Origin of the sequence: Streptomyces naganishii JCM 4654, assembly GCF_014650575.1 — a bacterium.
In the GTDB taxonomy this organism is placed as follows: Bacteria; Actinomycetota; Actinomycetes; order Streptomycetales; family Streptomycetaceae; genus Streptomyces; species Streptomyces naganishii.
Genome location: NZ_BMVF01000031.1, coordinates 1 through 17,433, shown reverse-complemented (window position 1 = coordinate 17,433; position 17,433 = coordinate 1). Strand labels below are relative to the sequence as shown.

Genomic DNA, 17,433 nt, shown 5'->3' with positions numbered 1-17,433 from the left:
CCGGCGAAAGGGCGGCCCCGAGTACGCGGGGGGCCGCCCTTTTCGCGGTACCGGCGGTGTCAGAGGCCGCGGCGGGGGGCCGGCGGCAGGGCCGCCGGGGTGTGGTGGGGCGCGGAGGCCTGGCGGCCGAGGGTGCCGACCCGCTGCCACGGGGACTGCTGCTGGCCGGTGGTGTGGCGGGTGCCGTAGGCGCCCGCGGCGTAGGCGCCGTAGCCGCTCGGGCCCGTACCGCGCGGCAGGCTGCCGAAGGCGACGAAGCCCAGGTCCTCCTCGCCGCTGCGGTCACCCGGCAGGGCGCGGTAGGACTTGACGTACTCGGCGTAGAGCGCGTCGTAGATCGGCGTGGCCGAGGGGCCGCCGTGGAGATCCTGGGCGTGCCGTGACGCGGGCACCTCCCGGCTCGGGCGGAGCCGGGAGCCGGAAGGCGGGACCGGCTGGTAGGACTGGCGGCGGGGAACTTCGTATGCGTGCACGTATGTCCAAACGACCCCGGACCGGAAGGGATGCGGCTCAGGTCCCGGCCAGCGGAAGCACCGCCGCTACGAGCCGGCCGCCCGCGGCCGCCTTGTCCAGGGCGTCGCGCAGCAGGTCCTCCCGCGGCTGGCGGCCGATGGAGCCGACCGGCGCCGCGAACAGCACCACCTGCTGGTGCTTGTTGGCGGCCGCCCGCCAGCCGTCGGTGACCTGGAGCGGCTGGTGCGCCTGCCACCAGGCCACCGGCCGCCCGTTGTGCGTGCCCGGCTGGAGCACGGCGTGCAGCTGGCCCATGGCGAGCAGCACCGACCAGCCGTGCAGCACCGGCGGCACGGCGGTGATCTCGGTCAGCGGCAGGAAGCCCTGCTCGATCAGGAGCGGCAGGAAGTCGTCGCCGGTGCCGGCGGTGCCGGGGCGCGCGATGGGCGCGGTCGGCTCGACCACCAGCGCCGGGTGCAACTCCCCGGCGATCAGGACGAGTCCGCTGGTCACACCGAGCACGGCCTGCTCGGGCACGGCCTTCTGCACGGGGGCGTGCCCGCCGGCCGCCTGCCCGGGCGCGGCCTGCTGCGGCACGCCGGCCGGGGCGCCCGTGTCGGCGTTGATGGAGCGGACCGCGCCGCGCAGCTGCTCCTCGGTGACCTGGACGACCTGCGAGGGCAGGCAGGTGGCGTGGGCGAAGGCGAGGACGGCGGTCTCGTCCCCGACGAACAGGACGGTGCTGGTGCGCTCCTGCGCGGAGTCGCCGGGGGTGCGGCAGGACGTGCAGTCGTAACTGCCCGGGGCGTTGTCTCCGGCGAGCAGCCGGTCGGCTTCTTCGTCGCCGATCTCGGCGCGTACGGCGTCGCTGACGTCGAGCATGCGCGGCACGGGTGGCTCCCTGGGGATGCGGTGCGTGGCGGAACCGGGTGGCTCCCGGCCCATGAACCGGGAGGGCCCCCGGCTCATGAAGAAGACAACGGGCGATCTGTGGCGGGAGTCACGCCCTCCGGCGAACGGAATCGAACCATCCTGCGCACACGGTCACCTCCGGTGCGGAATCCGGCACTCACCGTCAACTCCCCGGAAATGGAAGCCCCTTGACTTGGTGAAGTGAGTCACAGGCGATGGGCGAGGGTGGTCGACAAATCAGGAAATCAGCGAATGAAGTGGGTGGCCGAAAAAAGACGATACCCCTGGTAACCGGCAACTGGCCTGCCAGAACGGGGCGTTGGTTGATCCGGACGCGCCGCGCTCCCTACATTCCTCCGCCGGGTGCACCGAGCACCGTCCGGGTACGTCCGCCGACCGCACCGAACCAGCACCATCCCGCACCACCCCACCGGCGGACGGGCCGCGCGCCGACCGCGTCCATGTACGCGCAACGCGCCGGGCCTTGGGGACCCGGGCTTTCCGGGAGGGAATCACATGTCCGAATGTGCCGATAGGAACGCCGACACCACGCGCGACAACGCCCGCAGGACGCGGGCCACGGCGGCTCTCGCCGGGGCCGTCCTGCTCGCCCCGCTGGGAGTGCTGGCCGCGACCGGCAACGCCCACGCGGCGGACGGCGGCGTGTGGGACCGCATCGCCCAGTGCGAGAGCGGCGGCAACTGGCACATCAACACCGGGAACGGCTACTACGGCGGGCTCCAGTTCGCCGCGAGCACCTGGCGCGCCTACGGCGGCTCGGCCTACGCGCCGCGCGCCGACCAGGCGTCCAGGTCCCAGCAGATCGCCGTCGCCACCCGGGTCCAGCAGTCCCAGGGCTGGGGAGCCTGGCCGGTCTGCTCGGCCCGCGCCGGGGCGTCGGGCGGCGCGCCTTCGTCCGGCTCGGGATCCTCCGGGTCCGGGTCGACGTACGAGTCCAAGTCCACGCACAAGTCCTCGTACGAGTCCACGCACAAGTCCGAGCAGAAGCCGGTGCCCGCGCGGGAGTCGTCGCAGGCGGCGGACCGCGACAGCGGGCACACGGGCCGGCAGAGCTCACGCGGCGACTACACCGTCCGCGCGGGTGACACGCTGAGCGGCATCGCCGAGCGGCACGGCACCACCTGGCAGCGGCTCTACGCCCTCAACAGGTCCGTCGTCGGCGGTGACCCCGACCTGATCATGCCCGGGCAGCGCCTCGCGCTCTGAGCCGCGCCCTCGCCTCAGCGACACCAGGCCCCGTCCGGTCCGCCGACCGGACGGGGCCGCCGCGTCGCCCCGCTCAGGCCCGCCGGCCCTGTCGCGCGCGCCCCGCGCACTCGCCCGCCTCGCCGCTGAACGCCACCGTGCCCCGGCTCAGTTCGTGGACCACCACGCCGGGGCGGCCGCGCAGCGCGGGCGGCAGCCGCTGCTCGGCCAGGACCACGCACGCGCCGAGCCCCGCGAGCAGGTCGTACGTCCGTGCCGCCACCGCCGGTGACATGCCCTGCGCCGGCTCGTCGACGAGCAGCACGCGCGCGCGTGCCGACAGGGCGCGGGCCAGGGCGAGCATGCGCTGCTCACCGCCGGAGAGGGTGCCGGCCCGGCGGGGGAGCAGCGGGCGCAGCTCCGGGTAGGCGTCGAGCGCGGGGCCGGGGCCGGGTGCGGCGAGCGTCAGGTTCTCGTACACCGTGAGCGAGCCGAACACGGCCTGCCGCTCGGGCACCAGACGCATCCCGCGCCGGGCCCGCCGGTACGCCGGCACGCCCGTGACGTCGGCGCCGTCCCACACCACGCTGCCGCCGGACAGCGGCACGGCGCCCGCGAGGGCGCGCAGCGCGGTCGTACGCCCCGACCCGTTGCGCCCGAGCAACACGGTGACCCCCGGCCCAGGCGCGGCCAGCGTCACCCCGTGCAGCGCCTCCAACGGCCCGTACCGCACGCGCGCGTGCCGCAGGGAGACGGTCATGGGCCGGCCTTCCGGGCACCGGTGCCGCGGGAGCCGCCGGTGCCGCCGGTGCCGCCAGGCGTGTCGAGCCGGTCGAGCACGCGGGCCGGGGGGCCGGAGGCGACGACGCGGCCCGCGGTCATCACGTGCACCACGTCCGCGAGGCCGGCCACCAGGTCCAGGTCGTGCTCGACCACCAGCAGGGCGGTGCCGTCGGTGGCGAGGGCGGCGAGGACCCGGGTCAGCGCGTCGACCTCGGCGCGGTCCAGGCCGGCGGCCGGCTCGTCCAGCAGCAGCACGCGCGGGGCGCCGGCGAGGGCGCGGGCGAGTTCGGTGCGGCGCAGGGTGCCGGTGGGCAGGCCGGCGGCGGGCCGTTCCCGTACGGCACCGTCCAGGCCGAGTAACCGCATCGCCCGCTCGGCGGCGGCCGCGGGGTCGGGGACCTTGGCCTGCTCGACGCCCACGCGGACGTTGTCGGCCACGGTCAGCGACGGGAAGACGGCCAGTTGCTGGAAGGTCCGCGCGATCCCCAGCCGGGTCCGCGCGTGCGCCGGCAGCGCGGTGACGTCCCGCCCGCCGAACAGCACCTGCCCCCGCGCGGGACGCAGCGTCCCGGCCAGACAGTGGAACAGGGTGCTCTTCCCCGCCCCGTTGGGCCCGACCACGGCGACGACCTGGCCGGCGGGCACCTCCAGGTCGAGCCCCTCGAGGGCGGTGAGACCGCCGTACCGCACCCGCACCCCTCGCACCACGAGCAGCGGATCACCCGCTCCCGGCCCGCTTCCCGCCCGCACCCAGGCGCGGCGCTCCGGGGCCGCCACCCCGACCGCGGGAACCCGTGGGCCGGGCAGGGGCGTTGCCCGCCGGCGCAGTCCGTCGCGCACCCGCGCCCCCAGGGGAGTGAGCGCCCCGCGGCCCCCGGCAGCCCGCAGGGATCTCGCCGCGCCGCGCACTGCCGCCTCCAGGCCCTGGGGGAAGTGGGGCGACAAGGTTGCCAGCAGCCCGACCAGGGCCGCCGCCACGCCGCCGCGGGCGCCCGAGTCGAGGCCGACGAGAAGGGCGGCGGCGGCCAGCGCGCCCAGGGCGCTGTCCGCGCCCAGGACGACCACCGCGGCGAACCACAGCAGCCCGCGCACCGGATCGAAGGCGGCCGGGTCGAAGGCCCGCACCCCCATGCCGAGCATCCCTCCGCCCAGGGCGGCCAGCGCCGCGCCCGAGACGAAGGCCACCAGTTTCAGCGCGGGCACCCGCACGCCCGCCGCGGCCGCGCCGCCCTCGTGGTCGCGCATCGCCGCGAGGGCCCGCCCGGTACGGCCCCGGCGCAGCGCGCCGGTCACCAGCAGCGCGCCCGCGAGCAGGCCCAACTCCAGGACGTAGTAAGCCCGGTCGCCGTCGAAGCCGGCGGGCCGCCCGATGGCCGGCCCGGCGGAGGCGTACGGCTGGGCGAAGACGAACCGGCTCACCCCGGCCCCCACCGCGAACGTGGCCAGCGCCAGGGCGAGCCCCCGGCGACCGATCGCGGGCCACCCGGTCAGCAGGCCGAGCGGCGCCACCAGCACCACCGCCAGCGCCAGCGCGACGAGCCCGGGCAGGCGCGGCAGGCCCGGGAAGCGGCCGGCCGACAGCAGCGCCGTGAACAGGGCGCCCAGCCCGGCGTACGCGGCCTGGCCCAGCGAGATCTGCCCGCCCCGGCCGGTGACCACCACCAGCGACAGCAGCACCACGCCCAGCGCCGGCACCTGCACCGAGGTGTGCAGATCGCCGCCCGCGAAGGCGAGCGGCAGCAGGAACAGCACCCCGGCCACGATCCACGCCCCCCACGGCACCGGCCCCCGCACGATCGCGGGCGGGGGCGGCGCGTCGCGCGCGCCGACACCGGGCAGCACCAGGGCCGCCACCAGCAGCGCCACCACGAACAGGTTGGCGTCCGCCGCGCGCAGCAACGGCTCGCCCCAGCCCGGCGGGTGCAGCCGTGTCAGCTGGCTCTGCGCGACGCCCAGGCCGAGCGCCACGGCCACCGCCACCGGCAGGCTGCGCATACGGGCCGCCACCGCGACCGCCACCACCTCCATGACGAGCAGCGGCAGTCCGTAGGGGTCCAGACGCACGTAGGGCGCCAGCAGCACGCCCGTCAGGCCCGCCGTGAACGCCCCGAAGGCCCAGCCCGCCGCCGCCACCCGGTCCGCGTCGATCCCGCCGAGCACGGCCAGGCGCCGGTCGTCGACGACCGCCCGCAGCTCCCGCCCGAACCGGGTGCCGCGCACCACCGCGCCCACCCCGCAGGCCAGCACCAGCACCACCGCCAACTGCCCCCAGGGATCGGCCCGCACCACCTCGGGAGCGTCGTCCCGCGCCCCCTGCCCCCACACCAGCGCGGCGCCGCCCACCAGCAGCACGAACACCCCGATGGAGGCGACCAGGGTCTGCGCCGGATCGCCGCCGAGCACCGCCGCCGGGCGGAAGACGAACCGTTCCAGCAGGACGCCGATCCCGGGCGCCAGCAGCACCAGCGTCACCACGGCCGCCGGCCACAGCGGCCAGCCCCAGCCGACCACGAACTGCCGCAGCGCGTAGGCGCACACCATCGCGATGGCGCCGTGCGCGAAGTTCAGCACCCCGGTGGCGCGGTAGGTCACGACCAGGCCGATCCCGGTGAGCGCCGCCGCGGCGCCGACCGACAGCCCGGCGAGCGTGAGGTCGTACGTCAGGGAGGACACCGTCAGGCGTCCCCGGCGCCGGGTCCGCCGTCAAGGCCCGGTTCGCAGATGGGGCACGGCTGCAACCCGCCGCCCGCGAGCAGCCCCGCGTCCACAGGGATGGCCTCGGGTTTCCCGGCGACCAGCGGGCAGTCCGCGCGGTGGTACAGCGTGCCGCCCGGTACCGCCGCCAGCTCCCCGCTGACCGCGAGGGGCGCGACCGCGGGCCGCGGTGCGTGTCCGGCGTCCTCGGGCGCGGTGGCGACCAGCAGGCCGTACAACTCCTCGACGCGGGCCGCGGCGAGCGCCTGCCCGCCGTGGGCGAGCAGCACCGCGCCGGCGACGACGAGGGCCGCGCCGGGGACCGTGCACGAGGCCAGGTAGGGGAGTTGGCGCTCGGCGTAGCGCTCGCCGGAGACGCCGTACCAGCCGGCGACGCACAGCACCGCGCCCGCGGCGAGCGCGGCCCAGCCGGCCCACAGGACGGGGTGCACGGTACGCAGTCGAGCTGTCCGCATGGCTGGCTCCCTCGGCCGATTGCTTGCACTATGCCTTCTGCAAGCCGACCCTGAAAGCTCCGGGCGCGCAGGGGCCCGGACGACCGACACCCGGTGGTGAGCCAGATGGTTCTCGGGAGCGACCTTCGGCAAGGCGGCGGCGCGGGACGGGGTACGGCACTCGCGGCCGCCGTCCTTCTCGCCCTCGCACCGGCCCTCGCGGCGTGCGGCGACGCGAGCGGCGGCGGCGACGCGAGCCCGCCCCCGACGCCCACGGTGGAGGGGACCACCTCCCGGCCGGCGTCCCCGGCCGCCGCCGCACCCGCCGATCCGGCGGCCGCGACCCGGCAGATCAAGGAGAACTGGCGGAAGTTCTTCGACCCGGCCGTCTCCACGAAGGACAAGCAGGCCGTCCTGGAGAACGGCGACCGCATGGCCCCGGTGCTGCGGGCGTTCGACGGCGACAAGCGCGGCGGCCAGGTGCGGGCCACCGTGACCAGGGTCGAGTTCACCTCGCCGTCCGACGCGAACGTGACGTACACCCTGACGTTGAAAGGCGCCACCGCCCTGCCGGACGCGGAGGGGACGGCGGTCGAACGGAACGGCACCTGGAAGGTGTCCGACAAGACCCTGTGCGCGCTGGTCCAGTTGAGCGGCAATGCCTCGGCGTCCGCGCTGCCGGGCTGTTGAGACGGCCGCCGCGGCGCTGCTCCTGCTCGCCCTCACGGCCTGCGGAAGCAGGCTGCCCGAGAGCGACTTCGGGCCCGCCGCACGGTCGCCCGCACCCGCGCGGGGCGGCGGGGCGCCGATCCCCGTCGGCATCATCACCAGCGCCACCAGCCCGGTCGGCGGCAACGCCTTCACCGGCCCGCGCGACGGCGCCAAGGCCTACTTCGACCGGCTCGACGCGCGCGGGGGCATCGGCGGCCGCCCGGTCGAGGTGCACAGGTGCGACGACGGCGGCAGCGGGGTCGGCGACAACGAGTGCGTGCGCAAGCTGGTCGACGAGGACAAGGTGGTCGCCCTGGTCGCCACCACCGCCCTCGACTACGCGGGCGCCCCGCGCGTCTCCCGCGCGGGCGTGCCCGACATCGGCGGCCAGCCCATCGGCGCGGCCTACGACACCTGGCCCCACCTGTACGGCATCTACGGCAGCCTCGCGCCCCGCGACGGCACCCCGGGCTGGGGCGGCACCCTGTACGGCGGCACGGAGGTCTACCGCTACTTCAAGCGCGAGCACGGCGCCCGCACCGCCGCCGTCGTCTCGTACAACCAGGCCGCCTCCGCCTCCTACGCGCGGCTCGTCGAGCGCGGTCTGCGGGCCGAGGGCTACAAGGTCGTCACCGAGCAGGTCGACTTCGCGCTGCCCGACTTCCGCGCGGCGGCGGCCGATCTGAAGCAGCAGGGCGCCGACCTGGTCTTCGACGCCCTCGACACGCACGGCAACGCCCGGCTGTGCCGGGCGATCGACGCGGTCGGCGCCCGGATCACCGCCAAGGTGACCAACGTGCAGAACTGGACGTCCACCGTCCCCGAGGACTACAAGGACTCCCCGGCCTGCCGCAACGCCCTGTGGGCGACCGGCGCCAGCCGCGACTACGAGGACGTCTCCCGTCCGGCCGTACGGGAGTTCCGGGACGCCACGAAGAACCTGGCCACGCACTCCCAGTGGCAGCTCGAGGGCTGGGCGGCCGCCAAGTGGTTCACGGACGCGGCCCGCGCGTGCGCGGCGACCGGCATCACGCGCGGGTGCCTCGACGGCCAGGTAGGGCGCGCCCGCGGCTACACGGCAGGCGGTCTGCTGCTGCCGGTCTCCTTCGAGCCGTCGGCGACCCCGCCGACGTCCCGCAGGGCCTGTCTGTCGGTGGCCCGCTGGCAGGACGGCGAGGGCTGGGTGCCGCAGGGGGACATGAACAGCACCTGCTTCGACGACGTACCGCAACTGCCCTACACGCCCTGACATCCCCGCCCGCCGGGCCCCGGACGGCGGCAGGCGAGGAGGGGGAAGTGTGCCGGAACGGTGAAATTCCCATGGGGCGTCGGTGCTCCGGCCGTGCGCGCATTCGGAATGCGAGAGCCGCGACGGCTGCTTCCCGCCGCCTTCCGCCGGGGCTTTCCCGCGGCATTATCCGGTGGCCGCCGGGGGTGGCCGCCGGGATGCGGGAATTGCGTTCGAAAGCCCTCGTAAGGGGGAGTGAACCGTGCCGGAGCATGACGCAGCGCGCTCGGCCCGGGCGTCGGCGTCCTGTGACCGAAGCGTGACAGGAGGGGCGGTGAAGTACCTGTGAGTCCCATGTGACCCGCCGTCGGCCGGGCTTCCCGCGGCCACGAGCCGGGGCCTAGCGTGGACCCATGGCATCCATTCCCACTCCGCCCGCGGAGCCCCAGGACAACCCGGACGGATACGTCGGTCTCGCGGCGGACCGGGCCGAGCGGCTGGCGCGTGAACGCGGCTGGTCCACGGTGCGGTCGCTGCCGCCCGGCGCGATCATCACCATGGAGTACCGGGCGGGGCGGCTGAACTTCGAGGTCGACGCGGGCCGGGTGATCCGCGCCTGGAAGGGCTGAGGAGGGCGGAGGCCGGGAGGGCCTGTCGCGTCGGTCCCGCCTCAGCTGCCCGTCAGCGGGCGGGCGGCCGAGGTCGTGCCGCGCGGGACCCGGTCGGAGTGCGGAGGCCGGCGGCTGCCGGCGGGGGTGACCGGGGTGCGCTCCGAGCGGGTGGTGTGCGGTCCCGGGGCGAGGTAGACCGGCGTGCGGGCCGTGCGGCCCGCTCCGACCGTCTCGCGGGCGGCCGGTGCCCCGTCCGGCGCGGGGGCGCGCGGCTTGAGCACCACGGGGGCTCCGACGGGCGCGGCAGGCACGGGCGCCGGCACGCGGCGGCCACGGCGGTCGCGCCAGCGGTCGCGCAGGTCGAACAGTGCGGTCTCGGCCCGGGCGATCAGCGGCTCGCACCACGGCAGCGCCAGCAGGATCAGCAGTCCCGCGGCCCAGCCCAGCAGTACGTCGCTGAGCCAGTGCGTGCCCAGGTACACGGTGGTGAGGCCGACGCCGAGCGAGGTGACCGCGGACAGCGCCGACAGCCACCGGCGCGCTCTCGGGGTGGAGGCCAGATAGGCCAGGATTCCCCAGGTCACCACGGCGTTGGCGGTGTGGCCGCTGGGGAATATATCGCCGCCCAGGCCCATCTCGTTGGAGCCGATGACGGTCGCGTAGTGCGGTCCGAGGCGTCCCATGCCGAGCTTCGCGGCGCCGACCGTGATGTTGAGCAGCAGCAGGGACGCGGCGAGGGTCAGCAGCGGGCGCAGGGTGTGCTGCCGCCAGGAGCGCCAGCCGAGCCAGGCGGCGACCATCACGGCGGTGGGGCCGCGCTGGCCGAGGACCACGTAGTAGTCGAGGAACGCGTGGATCTGCGGCCACTGCTGGTACGGCCGGAAGAACATGACCTGCCAGTCGAGCCGGACCAGCCAGGAGGTGGTCACCACGGCCCAGACGATGGACAGGTAGAACGCCAGGGTCGCCGAGAACAGCACCACGCGGTGCCTGCTCATTCTCGGCACGTCGATGTGCGCCGGTCGTTGCGGCTCACGGTCCAGCCTGGCGAACACCCGGTCCAGGCGGGTGAGGGTTCCTTCGGTACGCACCTAATCGACGTTACAGCGAGTGAGCTCAGTTCCCGGACGAATCACGGGGTTTGTGATGACGATGTGATGTGGGATTGCTCTCAACGAGCCTTTATATCCCCGGATTCGGCAATCTCCGGTGCCGCCGCCCTGCATTTCCTTTGATCATTCCGGCAAACGTTTATATGGCGCTTATGAATACGTTGACCGAACGCTCGGATGGAATTCACCGTCTGCTCATCGGATCAGCTCTCCGACCGGTTCCTTGATCGGTTCCCGGCGGTCGGCTCCCCGGTCACGGAGGGCCGGAGCCGTTCAGCCAGAACGCGCCGTAGACCGCCGAGGCGACCGCCGCACCGCCCACCACCAGCGCCGACCGGGTCACGCGCGCCCGGGCCAGGGCGAGAGCGAGCGGCAGCAGCAGCGGGAAGGCGGGCAGCAGCAGGCGCGGCTTGGAGCCGAAGTAGCTGGACGCGCACAACGCGAGCGCGGTGACCACGCCCGAGTGCACGAGCAGCACCAGCGGCTGCCGCTGCCGCACCCCGGTGACGTACAGCCATGCCAGCAGGCCGACGCCGGTGATCAGCGCGAGGCCGGCCAGGGCGGACGGGAAGGACGTGAGCCTGGCGGCGACGAAGCGGGCGAAGGCGTAGCCGCCGTCGAAGCCGTTGCGCCACCCGGCCTGCACGTCGAGGTAGCCGAGCGGGCCCCGGCCGATGCGGTGGCCCACCCACAGCACGTAACCGGCGGCGCCGAGCGGGGCGAGCAGCATGCCGAGGGCGGGGCGGAGGAAGGGGGCAAGGCGCGCCGTGAGCGCGGGGGCGCGTGTCGCGGACACAGCGCCGTCCGTACGTGTCGCACCACCGGTTTCCACGCCCGCGCTCCGCGTTCGCACGAAGGAGGTGACCGCTCCCGTCCACACCGCCGCCACCACGGCCAGGCCGACCGGGCGGGTGAGCCCCGCGAACAGGGCCAGTGCGCCCGCGCTCACCCAGCGTCCGGTGAGCACGGCGTACAGCGACCAGGCGGCCAGGGCCATGAACAGCGACTCGCTGTACGCCATCGACTGCACGACCCCCACCGGCAGCACCGCCCACAGCAGCACCGCGCAGACCCCGGCCCGGGGCCCGTACAGGTGGTCGGCGACCGCGAAGATCCCCCAGGCCGCGGCGAGCGAGGCGAGCAGGCTCACCACGAAGCCGGCGTCGGCGTACGACAGTCCGGTCACGTCCGCCAGCAGCCGCTCCAGGCCGGGCAGGAGCGGGAAGAAGGCCAGGTCGGAGTGGACGTCGCCGTTGGGGAGCCGCACCTCGTAGCCGTAGCCGCCCGAGGCCACCCTGGCGTACCAGAGGGAGTCCCAGCGGGCGGTCAGCAGCGTGTACGCGCTCTTGCCGCGGGCGCCGCTCCACAGGGCCAGCGCCAGCAGGCCGAGGACGCGCACGGACGCGTACCCGAGCAGTGCGGGGGCGGCCCGGCGCAGGGCCCGGGGACGGGCCGCCGCCACGGGCATCGCTAGATCGGTCACGGGCTCGATTATCGACCGGAGCCGGAACCGGACCTCCCGGCGGGGCGTGGTCAGGGGCGAGGGCAGTGGCGTACGCCACACTGGCTCGCCGCGGAGTCTGAGAGGTGGGCCACGTGGCACCCGGCCGAATGCGCGTACGCTGACGTGTCACTCGCGTGTTGTCGCGGGGCCGGAGACCACCGCTCGTCTCCGGCCGAGCCGCGGGAAGTCCCCGCCCGCCGGCCCGCCGAACGCGAGGGTTCATCTGGGAGGTACGTACATGTCCGGGACGACCACGGCCGCGTCCACGCAGCGCCGTCGGGCGGCCGGGGCCGGTGCCAATCGCTGGGTCGTCCTGGTCGTGCTCTGCGTCAGCCTGCTGCTGGTCGCGGTGGACGCCACCGTGCTCCACGTGGCGGTGCCCGCCGTCACCGAGGACCTCAGGCCCGGCGCCATCGAACTGCTCTGGATCGTCGACACCTACCCGCTGGTCTGCGCCTCGCTCCTGATCCTCTTCGGCACGCTGGGCGACCGGGTGGGCCGCAGACGGATCCTGCTGCTCGGCTACGCCCTCTTCGGCGTCGCCTCCGCGGTGGCGGCCTTCGCGCACCATCCGCAGACCCTCATCCTCGCCCGGGGCCTGCTCGGCGTCGGCGGTGCGATGATCATGCCGGCCACGCTGTCGATCCTGCGGCAGGTCTTCCCCGACCGGCGGGAGCGGGCGCTGGCGATCGGCCTGTGGAGCGCGGTCGCGGCGGTCGGCGCGGCCGTGGGCCCGCTGCTCGGCGGCTTCCTCCTGGAGCACTTCTGGTGGGGGTCGGTCTTCCTCGTCAACATCCCGCTGATGCTGGTCAGCCTGCCGGTGGGCCGGCTGCTGCTGCCCGAGTCGACCGGTGAGCGCGACGGACCCTGGGACGTGGTCGGCGCGCTGATGGCGGCGGGCGGGCTGTTCGGCGTGGTGCTGGGCGTGAAGCGGCTCGGTGGCGGCGAGCCCCCGCTGAGTCTCCTCACGCTGGGCCCGCTGCTGGTGGGCGCGGTGCTGCTGGTGACCTTCGTACGGCGCCAGCGACGGCGCGCGCATCCGCTGGTGGACCTCGGGATGTTCGCCCGGCCGGCCTTCAGCACGTCGGTGGGCTGCATCGTGCTGGCGATGCTGGCGCTGGTCGGCCTGGAGCTGATCGCGGCGCAGTACCTCCAGCTGGTGCTCGGGCTCTCCCCGCTCCAGACGGGCCTGCGGCTGCTGCCGCTGACGTTCGCCGCGATGGCGGCCGGGCTGCTGGGGGCGCGGATGCTGCGCCGTTTCGGGCCGCGCCGGATGGTCTGCGTCGGCTTCTGCGTGACCGCGGCCGCGGTGGTGCTGCTGACGGCGATGGGCGGCGACGACAACGCGCCGCTGCTGCTGTCCGGCTTCGTGCTGCTCGGCTTCGGCCTGGAGACGACGCTGTTCGGGGCGTACGAGTCGATGCTGAGCGAGGCGCCCCTGGCCCAGGCGGGCGGGGCGGCGGCGATCGGCGAGACCTCCTACCAGCTGGGCGCCGGCATGGGCATCGCCCTCCTCGGCACGGTGATGAACGCCGCCTACGCGCCCGGCCTCGCGGACGTGCCCGGAGTGCCGTCGTCGGCCTCCGCTTCCGCCTCCCACTCGCTGGGGGAGGCCTACGGGGTCGCCGGGCGGCTCGGCGGCGCGGCGGGCGACGCCCTGCGGCGCGCGGCCCGGGACTCCTTCGTGCACGGGCTGCACGTGACGCTGCTGGTGAGCGCGGGGCTGCTGCTGCTCGGCGCGGTGATGGCGCTGCGGCTGCCGCGCGTGATGCACTGCGAGGAGGAGGCCCCGGTGGAGCTGCCGGCGCAGCGCGAGGCCGGCCGGGACCGCGTCTCGGCGTGAGCCTCGCGGGGGGCGTGGGGTGGACTCGGCGGGCACCGCGCCGTAACGTCGGGGCCACGATTTAACTAGCGCTGCTAGTTTAGAGTTGCCGGAGGGTGTCCCATGTCCGCGTCCTCGAAGTTGCCCCCGTTCGACCCCGCCGACCCCCTGGGGATCGACGATCTCCTGGACGCCGAGGACCTCGCCGTCCGCGACACCGTGCGCGGCTGGGCGGCCGACCGGGTCCTGCCGCACGTCGCCGGGTGGTACGAGACCGGCGAGCTGCCCGGCATCCGGGAGCTGGCCCGCGAACTGGGCTCCATCGGCGCGCTCGGGATGTCGCTGAGCGGATACGGGTGCGCGGGCGCGAGCGCCGTCCAGTACGGGCTGGCCTGCCTGGAGCTGGAGGCCGCCGACTCCGGCATCCGCTCCCTGGTCTCGGTCCAGGGCTCGCTCGCCATGTACGCCGTCCACCGCTTCGGCAGCGAGGAGCAGAAGCAGCGGTGGCTGCCCCGGATGGCCGCCGGCGAGGTGATCGGCTGCTTCGGGCTCACCGAGCCCGACCACGGCTCCGACCCCGCCTCCATGCGCACCCACGCCAAGCGCGACGGCGGCGACTGGGTGCTCAACGGCCGCAAGATGTGGATCACCAACGGCTCGGTGGCCGGTGTGGCGGTCGTCTGGGCGCAGACCGAGGACGGCATCCGGGGCTTCGCCGTCCCCACCGACACCCCCGGCTTCTCCGCCCCCGAGATCAAGCACAAGTGGTCGCTGCGCGCCTCCGTCACCAGCGAGCTCGTGCTCGACGACGTACGGCTGCCCGCCGACGCCGTACTCCCCGGGGTCACCGGGCTGCGCGGACCGCTCAGCTGTCTCTCGCACGCCCGCTACGGCATCGTCTGGGGCGCGATGGGCGCGGCCCGCTCCTGCTTCGAGGCGGCCGTGGACTACGCGAAGTCGCGCGAGCAGTTCGGCAGGCCCATCGGGGGCTTCCAGCTCACCCAGGCCAAACTCGCCGACATGGCGGTCGAACTGCACAAGGGGATTCTGCTCGCCCACCACCTGGGGCGGCGCATGGACGCCGGCCGCCTGCGTCCCGAGCAGGTCAGCTTCGGCAAGCTCAACAACGTGCGCGAGGCGATCGAGATCTGCCGCACGGCGCGCACGATCCTCGGCGCGAACGGCATCTCGCTCGAATACCCCGTGATGCGGCACGCGACCAACCTCGAGTCGGTGCTCACCTACGAGGGCACCGTCGAGATGCACCAGCTCGTGCTGGGCAAGGCGCTCACCGGGCTCGACGCCTTCCGGTGAGCTCCCGGGGCGCGGACCCCGGGCGGGGCAGGGCCGTACGTACGGCCCTGCCTCAGCTCTGGTTGAAGAACCCGTCCGAGCGGTGTGCCCCCGGGTCGCCGCTCACGATCTCGGTGTCGGCCGGGGACAGCAGGAACACCCGCGTCGACACCCGGTCGATGGAGCCGCGCAGCCCGAAGACCAGGCCGGCCGCGAAGTCCACCACGCGCTTGGCGTCGGCCGGCTCCATGGCCGTCAGGTTCACGATGACGGGCACGCCCTCGCGGAACAGCTCGCCGATCGCGCGGGCGTCCCGGAAGCTGTCCGGCGTGACCGTGCCGATCCGGCGGCCCTTCTCCTCTGCCGTGTCCGTGGCCACCTTCACCCGCGGGTCGGTGACCCAGGCGTCCCCGGACTCGGTGCCCTCCGAGTAGTCGTCGTCGTAGTAGCGCTCGTCATCGTTGTCGTCGACGAGGCCGAGCCACGCACTCGCCTTGCGTACCGATCCCATGGACGCCTCCTCTCACAGCGGTCTCATCTGCTTTCCGCATCCCTATGGTCATCCATGATGCGGACGGCGTGCCAAGTGAATAGACGCCGTGCGGGGGGTTTGTGACGGTACTGGTGCACAGCCGATCCGTCGAGAGCCCGTGTGCCCCAAGGGTCATGTCCTACACGGATGCTGACCGAGAGTGAAATATGATTGTCCACGGCACATGGGTGATGCACGGTGCGTACGGGTGAACGAAGAGGTCGATACGATGCGGCCGATCTGCGTCGTACGCACCACGGGGGAACGTCGTGTTCGGAATCGTCAGGCCGTGCCGTCACCGGCTCGGGAAGAGTCTCAGCACCCAGTGGATGGCCCACCTGTGCGGGCTGTGCCTCGCGCTGCGCGGCGACCACGGCCAGCTCGCCCGGGTCGCCACGAACTATGACGGCCTTCTCATATCGGTCCTGACGGAGGCTCAGGTCCGGCCGGACGGCAGCCTCGGCGGTGGGCGGCGGACCGCCGGGCCCTGTCCGCTGCGGGGCATGCGCACCGCGTCCGTCGCCGAGGGGGAGGGCGCGCGGCTCGCCGCGGCCGTCTCACTGGTGCTGGCCTCGGCCAAGATGCGCGACCACATCGACGACCGCGACGGGCTGCTGGGCCGCCGCCCGGTGGCGCTCGCCGCCCGCAGGGTCGCCGCCAACTGGTCGCGCGCGGGCGCCCGCACCGGAGCCGACGTCGGCTTCGACACCGCCGTACTCCTCGACGCGGTCGGCCGGCAGGCCGGCGTCGAGGCGCTCGCCGGACCCGGCACGCCCATCCTGACGGTCACCGAGCCGACCGAGACCGCCACCGCGGCGGCCTTCGCGCACACCGCGCACCTCGCCGGCCGGCCGGGCAACGCGGCTCCCCTCGCCGAGGCCGGGCGCCTCTTCGGGCGGCTCGCCCACCTCCTGGACGCCGTGGAGGACCGCGAGGCCGACGCCGCCTCGGGCGCGTGGAACCCGCTCACGGCGACCGGCACCACGCTCACCGAGGCCCGCCGGCTCGCCGACGACGCCGTGCACGGCGTCCGGCTCGCCCTGAAGGACGTCGAGTTCGAGGACGGCCGCCTCGCCCACCTCCTCCTCGCCCACGAACTGGGCCGCTCGGTGGACCGGGCCTTCGGCACGGACGCCTGCGGGCACGGGCAGGGGCACGGGCAGGGCCACGCGCACGCGGACGTTCACGGGGCGGGCGCGCCCGAGGCCGCCTTCGGGCCGCCGCAGGCCCCGTTCACCCCGCACGACCCCGGTGTCGGACAGCCGCCGCCCTCCGGGGGCCGGCAGGGTTTCTGGGCCGGGTGCGCCGCGGCCCTGGCGGTGTGCTGCACCTGCAAGGTGTGCTGCGCCGACGAGTTCGAGGGCCCGTGGTCGGGACGCCGGCGCCAAGGCGTGTGCGGCAACTGCGACTGCGGTGACTGCGGAGACTGCTGCGATGTCTGCGAGTGCTGCGGGAACTGCTGCAGTTGCGACTGCTGCGACTGCGGCTGCGACTGCTAGAGGAGTTGAGGGGAGGGGTGCCCGGCCCGGGTGAAGGCGGGCACCCGCGACCGCCCGCACGGCCGGGGCTGTCGCACCTGGCCGCCGCCGTCGGCCAGCGGTCGGCGCGGGACATCGCCTCCCACGTCGGCCTGACGCGGCCCGCCGGGAGCGGTGGGCTCGACTTCTTGACCTGGGCGAGGGTCCCGGGCGGCCCTGGCCCCGACGTGCTCGCCGTGCTGTCCCAGGCGCCGCCCGCCACGCACCGCGTCGGCGTCACCGCGACCGCGCACACCGACGCCCCGCGCGTGTTGGCAGCGGTGGCCCCCTGGACGGGGTCGGCCGCGGCCGCGTAGGCCGGCGCCTCGACGTACCGGCCGGTGAGGTCGCCGAACTCGCTGCCCTGGGCCGGGACTCGGGTCAGAAGCACGGGTCCGGGCAGGGCCGTCCCGTGCGCGTGGCCGACGCCACTGAGGCGCGGCCCGGAGCGCGGCGGCGGCCTCCCTGGATCGGGTCGGCCGCGGCCGCGTGGGCCGGCGCCTCGACGTACCGGCCGGCGAGGTCGCCGAACTCGCTGCCCTGGGACGGGACTCGGGTCAGAAGCACGGGTCCGGGCAGGGCCGTCCCGTGCGCGTGGCC

General features: G+C 74.7%; 17 protein-coding genes. 8 read left to right on the top strand and 9 right to left on the bottom strand.

Translation table 11 applies throughout. The annotated features are described in order from the left end of the window. Positions 1 to 59: 59 nt before the first annotated feature. Positions 60 to 473: a hypothetical protein gene (locus IE217_RS33170; RefSeq protein ID WP_190181663.1), complete on the bottom strand. Its 414-nt coding sequence runs from the start codon at positions 471 to 473 to the stop codon at positions 60 to 62. A 37-nt stretch (positions 474 to 510) separates the two neighbouring features. Continuing rightward, positions 511 to 1,344, bottom strand: coding sequence for a DUF8842 C-terminal domain-containing protein (locus IE217_RS33165; RefSeq protein WP_190181662.1), 834 nt, complete (start codon positions 1,342 to 1,344; stop codon positions 511 to 513). Between the two features lie 537 nt (positions 1,345 to 1,881). Here IE217_RS33165 and IE217_RS33160 point away from each other — a divergent pair. Beyond that, positions 1,882 to 2,592, top strand: coding sequence for a LysM peptidoglycan-binding domain-containing protein (locus tag IE217_RS33160; RefSeq protein ID WP_190181661.1), 711 nt, complete (start codon positions 1,882 to 1,884; stop codon positions 2,590 to 2,592). Positions 2,593 to 2,665: 73 nt separating this feature from the next. Here IE217_RS33160 and IE217_RS33155 read toward each other — a convergent pair whose 3' ends face one another. The 3 genes from IE217_RS33155 to IE217_RS33145 are packed head-to-tail and all read right to left on the bottom strand — an operon-like array spanning position 2,666 to position 6,524. Further along, positions 2,666 to 3,331, bottom strand: a complete 666-nt coding sequence (locus IE217_RS33155; protein WP_190181660.1) for an ATP-binding cassette domain-containing protein — start codon at positions 3,329 to 3,331, stop codon at positions 2,666 to 2,668. Continuing rightward, complete coding sequence (locus IE217_RS33150; protein ID WP_190181659.1) at positions 3,328 to 6,027, bottom strand: ABC transporter permease subunit; 2,700 nt, start codon at positions 6,025 to 6,027, stop codon at positions 3,328 to 3,330. Before IE217_RS33150 ends, IE217_RS33155 begins: the two co-directional genes overlap by 4 nt. A gap of 2 nt (positions 6,028 to 6,029) precedes the next feature. Then, the gene (locus tag IE217_RS33145; RefSeq protein WP_190181658.1) at positions 6,030 to 6,524 is read right to left on the bottom strand and encodes a hypothetical protein; all 495 of its coding nucleotides are present in this window, start codon (positions 6,522 to 6,524) and stop codon (positions 6,030 to 6,032) included. A gap of 105 nt (positions 6,525 to 6,629) precedes the next feature. Between IE217_RS33145 and IE217_RS33140 the strand changes: the two genes are divergently transcribed. The 3 genes from IE217_RS33140 to IE217_RS33130 all read left to right on the top strand — a co-directional run bounded on the left by IE217_RS33140 (position 6,630) and on the right by IE217_RS33130 (position 9,071). Continuing rightward, on the top strand, positions 6,630 to 7,193 hold the full coding sequence (locus IE217_RS33140) for an MTB12 C-terminal domain-containing protein (RefSeq protein ID WP_190181657.1): 564 nt from the start codon (positions 6,630 to 6,632) through the stop codon (positions 7,191 to 7,193). Then, positions 7,162 to 8,463: an ABC transporter substrate-binding protein gene (locus IE217_RS33135; protein ID WP_190181656.1), complete on the top strand. Its 1,302-nt coding sequence runs from the start codon at positions 7,162 to 7,164 to the stop codon at positions 8,461 to 8,463. Before IE217_RS33140 ends, IE217_RS33135 begins: the two co-directional genes overlap by 32 nt. A 392-nt stretch (positions 8,464 to 8,855) precedes the next feature. Beyond that, positions 8,856 to 9,071: an I78 family peptidase inhibitor gene (locus tag IE217_RS33130; protein WP_190181655.1), complete on the top strand. Its 216-nt coding sequence runs from the start codon at positions 8,856 to 8,858 to the stop codon at positions 9,069 to 9,071. Positions 9,072 to 9,112: 41 nt separating this feature from the next. Here the strand turns inward: IE217_RS33130 and IE217_RS33125 are convergent, their stop codons facing one another. Next, complete coding sequence (locus tag IE217_RS33125) at positions 9,113 to 10,144, bottom strand: phosphatase PAP2 family protein (RefSeq protein ID WP_190181654.1); 1,032 nt, start codon at positions 10,142 to 10,144, stop codon at positions 9,113 to 9,115. Between the two features lie 274 nt (positions 10,145 to 10,418). Next, positions 10,419 to 11,648, bottom strand: a complete 1,230-nt coding sequence (locus tag IE217_RS33120) for a putative hexosyltransferase (protein WP_373298189.1) — start codon at positions 11,646 to 11,648, stop codon at positions 10,419 to 10,421. Positions 11,649 to 11,907: 259 nt separating this feature from the next. Here IE217_RS33120 and IE217_RS33115 point away from each other — a divergent pair, with 259 nt between their 5' ends. Further along, positions 11,908 to 13,512, top strand: coding sequence for an MFS transporter (locus IE217_RS33115; RefSeq protein ID WP_190181653.1), 1,605 nt, complete (start codon positions 11,908 to 11,910; stop codon positions 13,510 to 13,512). 102 nt (positions 13,513 to 13,614) lie between these two features. Next, positions 13,615 to 14,805, top strand: a complete 1,191-nt coding sequence (locus IE217_RS33110; RefSeq protein WP_190181652.1) for an acyl-CoA dehydrogenase family protein — start codon at positions 13,615 to 13,617, stop codon at positions 14,803 to 14,805. Positions 14,806 to 14,857: 52 nt separating this feature from the next. Here IE217_RS33110 and IE217_RS33105 read toward each other — a convergent pair whose 3' ends face one another. Continuing rightward, complete coding sequence (locus IE217_RS33105; RefSeq protein ID WP_189708282.1) at positions 14,858 to 15,295, bottom strand: cell division protein SepF; 438 nt, start codon at positions 15,293 to 15,295, stop codon at positions 14,858 to 14,860. Positions 15,296 to 15,585: 290 nt separating this feature from the next. On the opposite strand from IE217_RS33105, the gene IE217_RS33100 reads away from it, so the two are divergent. Together IE217_RS33100 and IE217_RS33095 are read left to right on the top strand one after the other, a co-directional pair. Next, positions 15,586 to 16,815, top strand: coding sequence for a DUF5685 family protein (locus IE217_RS33100; RefSeq protein ID WP_190181651.1), 1,230 nt, complete (start codon positions 15,586 to 15,588; stop codon positions 16,813 to 16,815). 17 nt (positions 16,816 to 16,832) lie between these two features. Continuing rightward, complete coding sequence (locus tag IE217_RS33095; protein ID WP_190181650.1) at positions 16,833 to 17,150, top strand: hypothetical protein; 318 nt, start codon at positions 16,833 to 16,835, stop codon at positions 17,148 to 17,150. Positions 17,151 to 17,214: 64 nt separating this feature from the next. Here IE217_RS33095 and IE217_RS35025 read toward each other — a convergent pair. Beyond that, the coding region (locus IE217_RS35025) for a hypothetical protein (RefSeq protein WP_229865824.1) at positions 17,215 to 17,433 on the bottom strand (219 nt) is incomplete at its 5' end.

Excerpts from the sequence above, each read along its gene's own strand:
- IE217_RS33160 (WP_190181661.1), top strand. The coding sequence starts at position 1,882 with ATGTCCGAATGTGCCGATAGGAACGCCGACACCACGCGCGACAACGCC.
- IE217_RS33155 (WP_190181660.1), bottom strand. The coding sequence starts at position 3,331 with ATGACCGTCTCCCTGCGGCACGCGCGCGTGCGGTACGGGCCGTTGGAG.
- IE217_RS33145 (WP_190181658.1), bottom strand. The coding sequence starts at position 6,524 with ATGCGGACAGCTCGACTGCGTACCGTGCACCCCGTCCTGTGGGCCGGC.
- IE217_RS33140 (WP_190181657.1), top strand. The coding sequence starts at position 6,630 with ATGGTTCTCGGGAGCGACCTTCGGCAAGGCGGCGGCGCGGGACGGGGT.
- IE217_RS33135 (WP_190181656.1), top strand. The coding sequence starts at position 7,162 with ATGCCTCGGCGTCCGCGCTGCCGGGCTGTTGAGACGGCCGCCGCGGCG.
- IE217_RS33130 (WP_190181655.1), top strand. The coding sequence starts at position 8,856 with ATGGCATCCATTCCCACTCCGCCCGCGGAGCCCCAGGACAACCCGGAC.
- IE217_RS33115 (WP_190181653.1), top strand. The coding sequence starts at position 11,908 with ATGTCCGGGACGACCACGGCCGCGTCCACGCAGCGCCGTCGGGCGGCC.
- IE217_RS33110 (WP_190181652.1), top strand. The coding sequence starts at position 13,615 with ATGTCCGCGTCCTCGAAGTTGCCCCCGTTCGACCCCGCCGACCCCCTG.
- IE217_RS33105 (WP_189708282.1), bottom strand. The coding sequence starts at position 15,295 with ATGGGATCGGTACGCAAGGCGAGTGCGTGGCTCGGCCTCGTCGACGAC.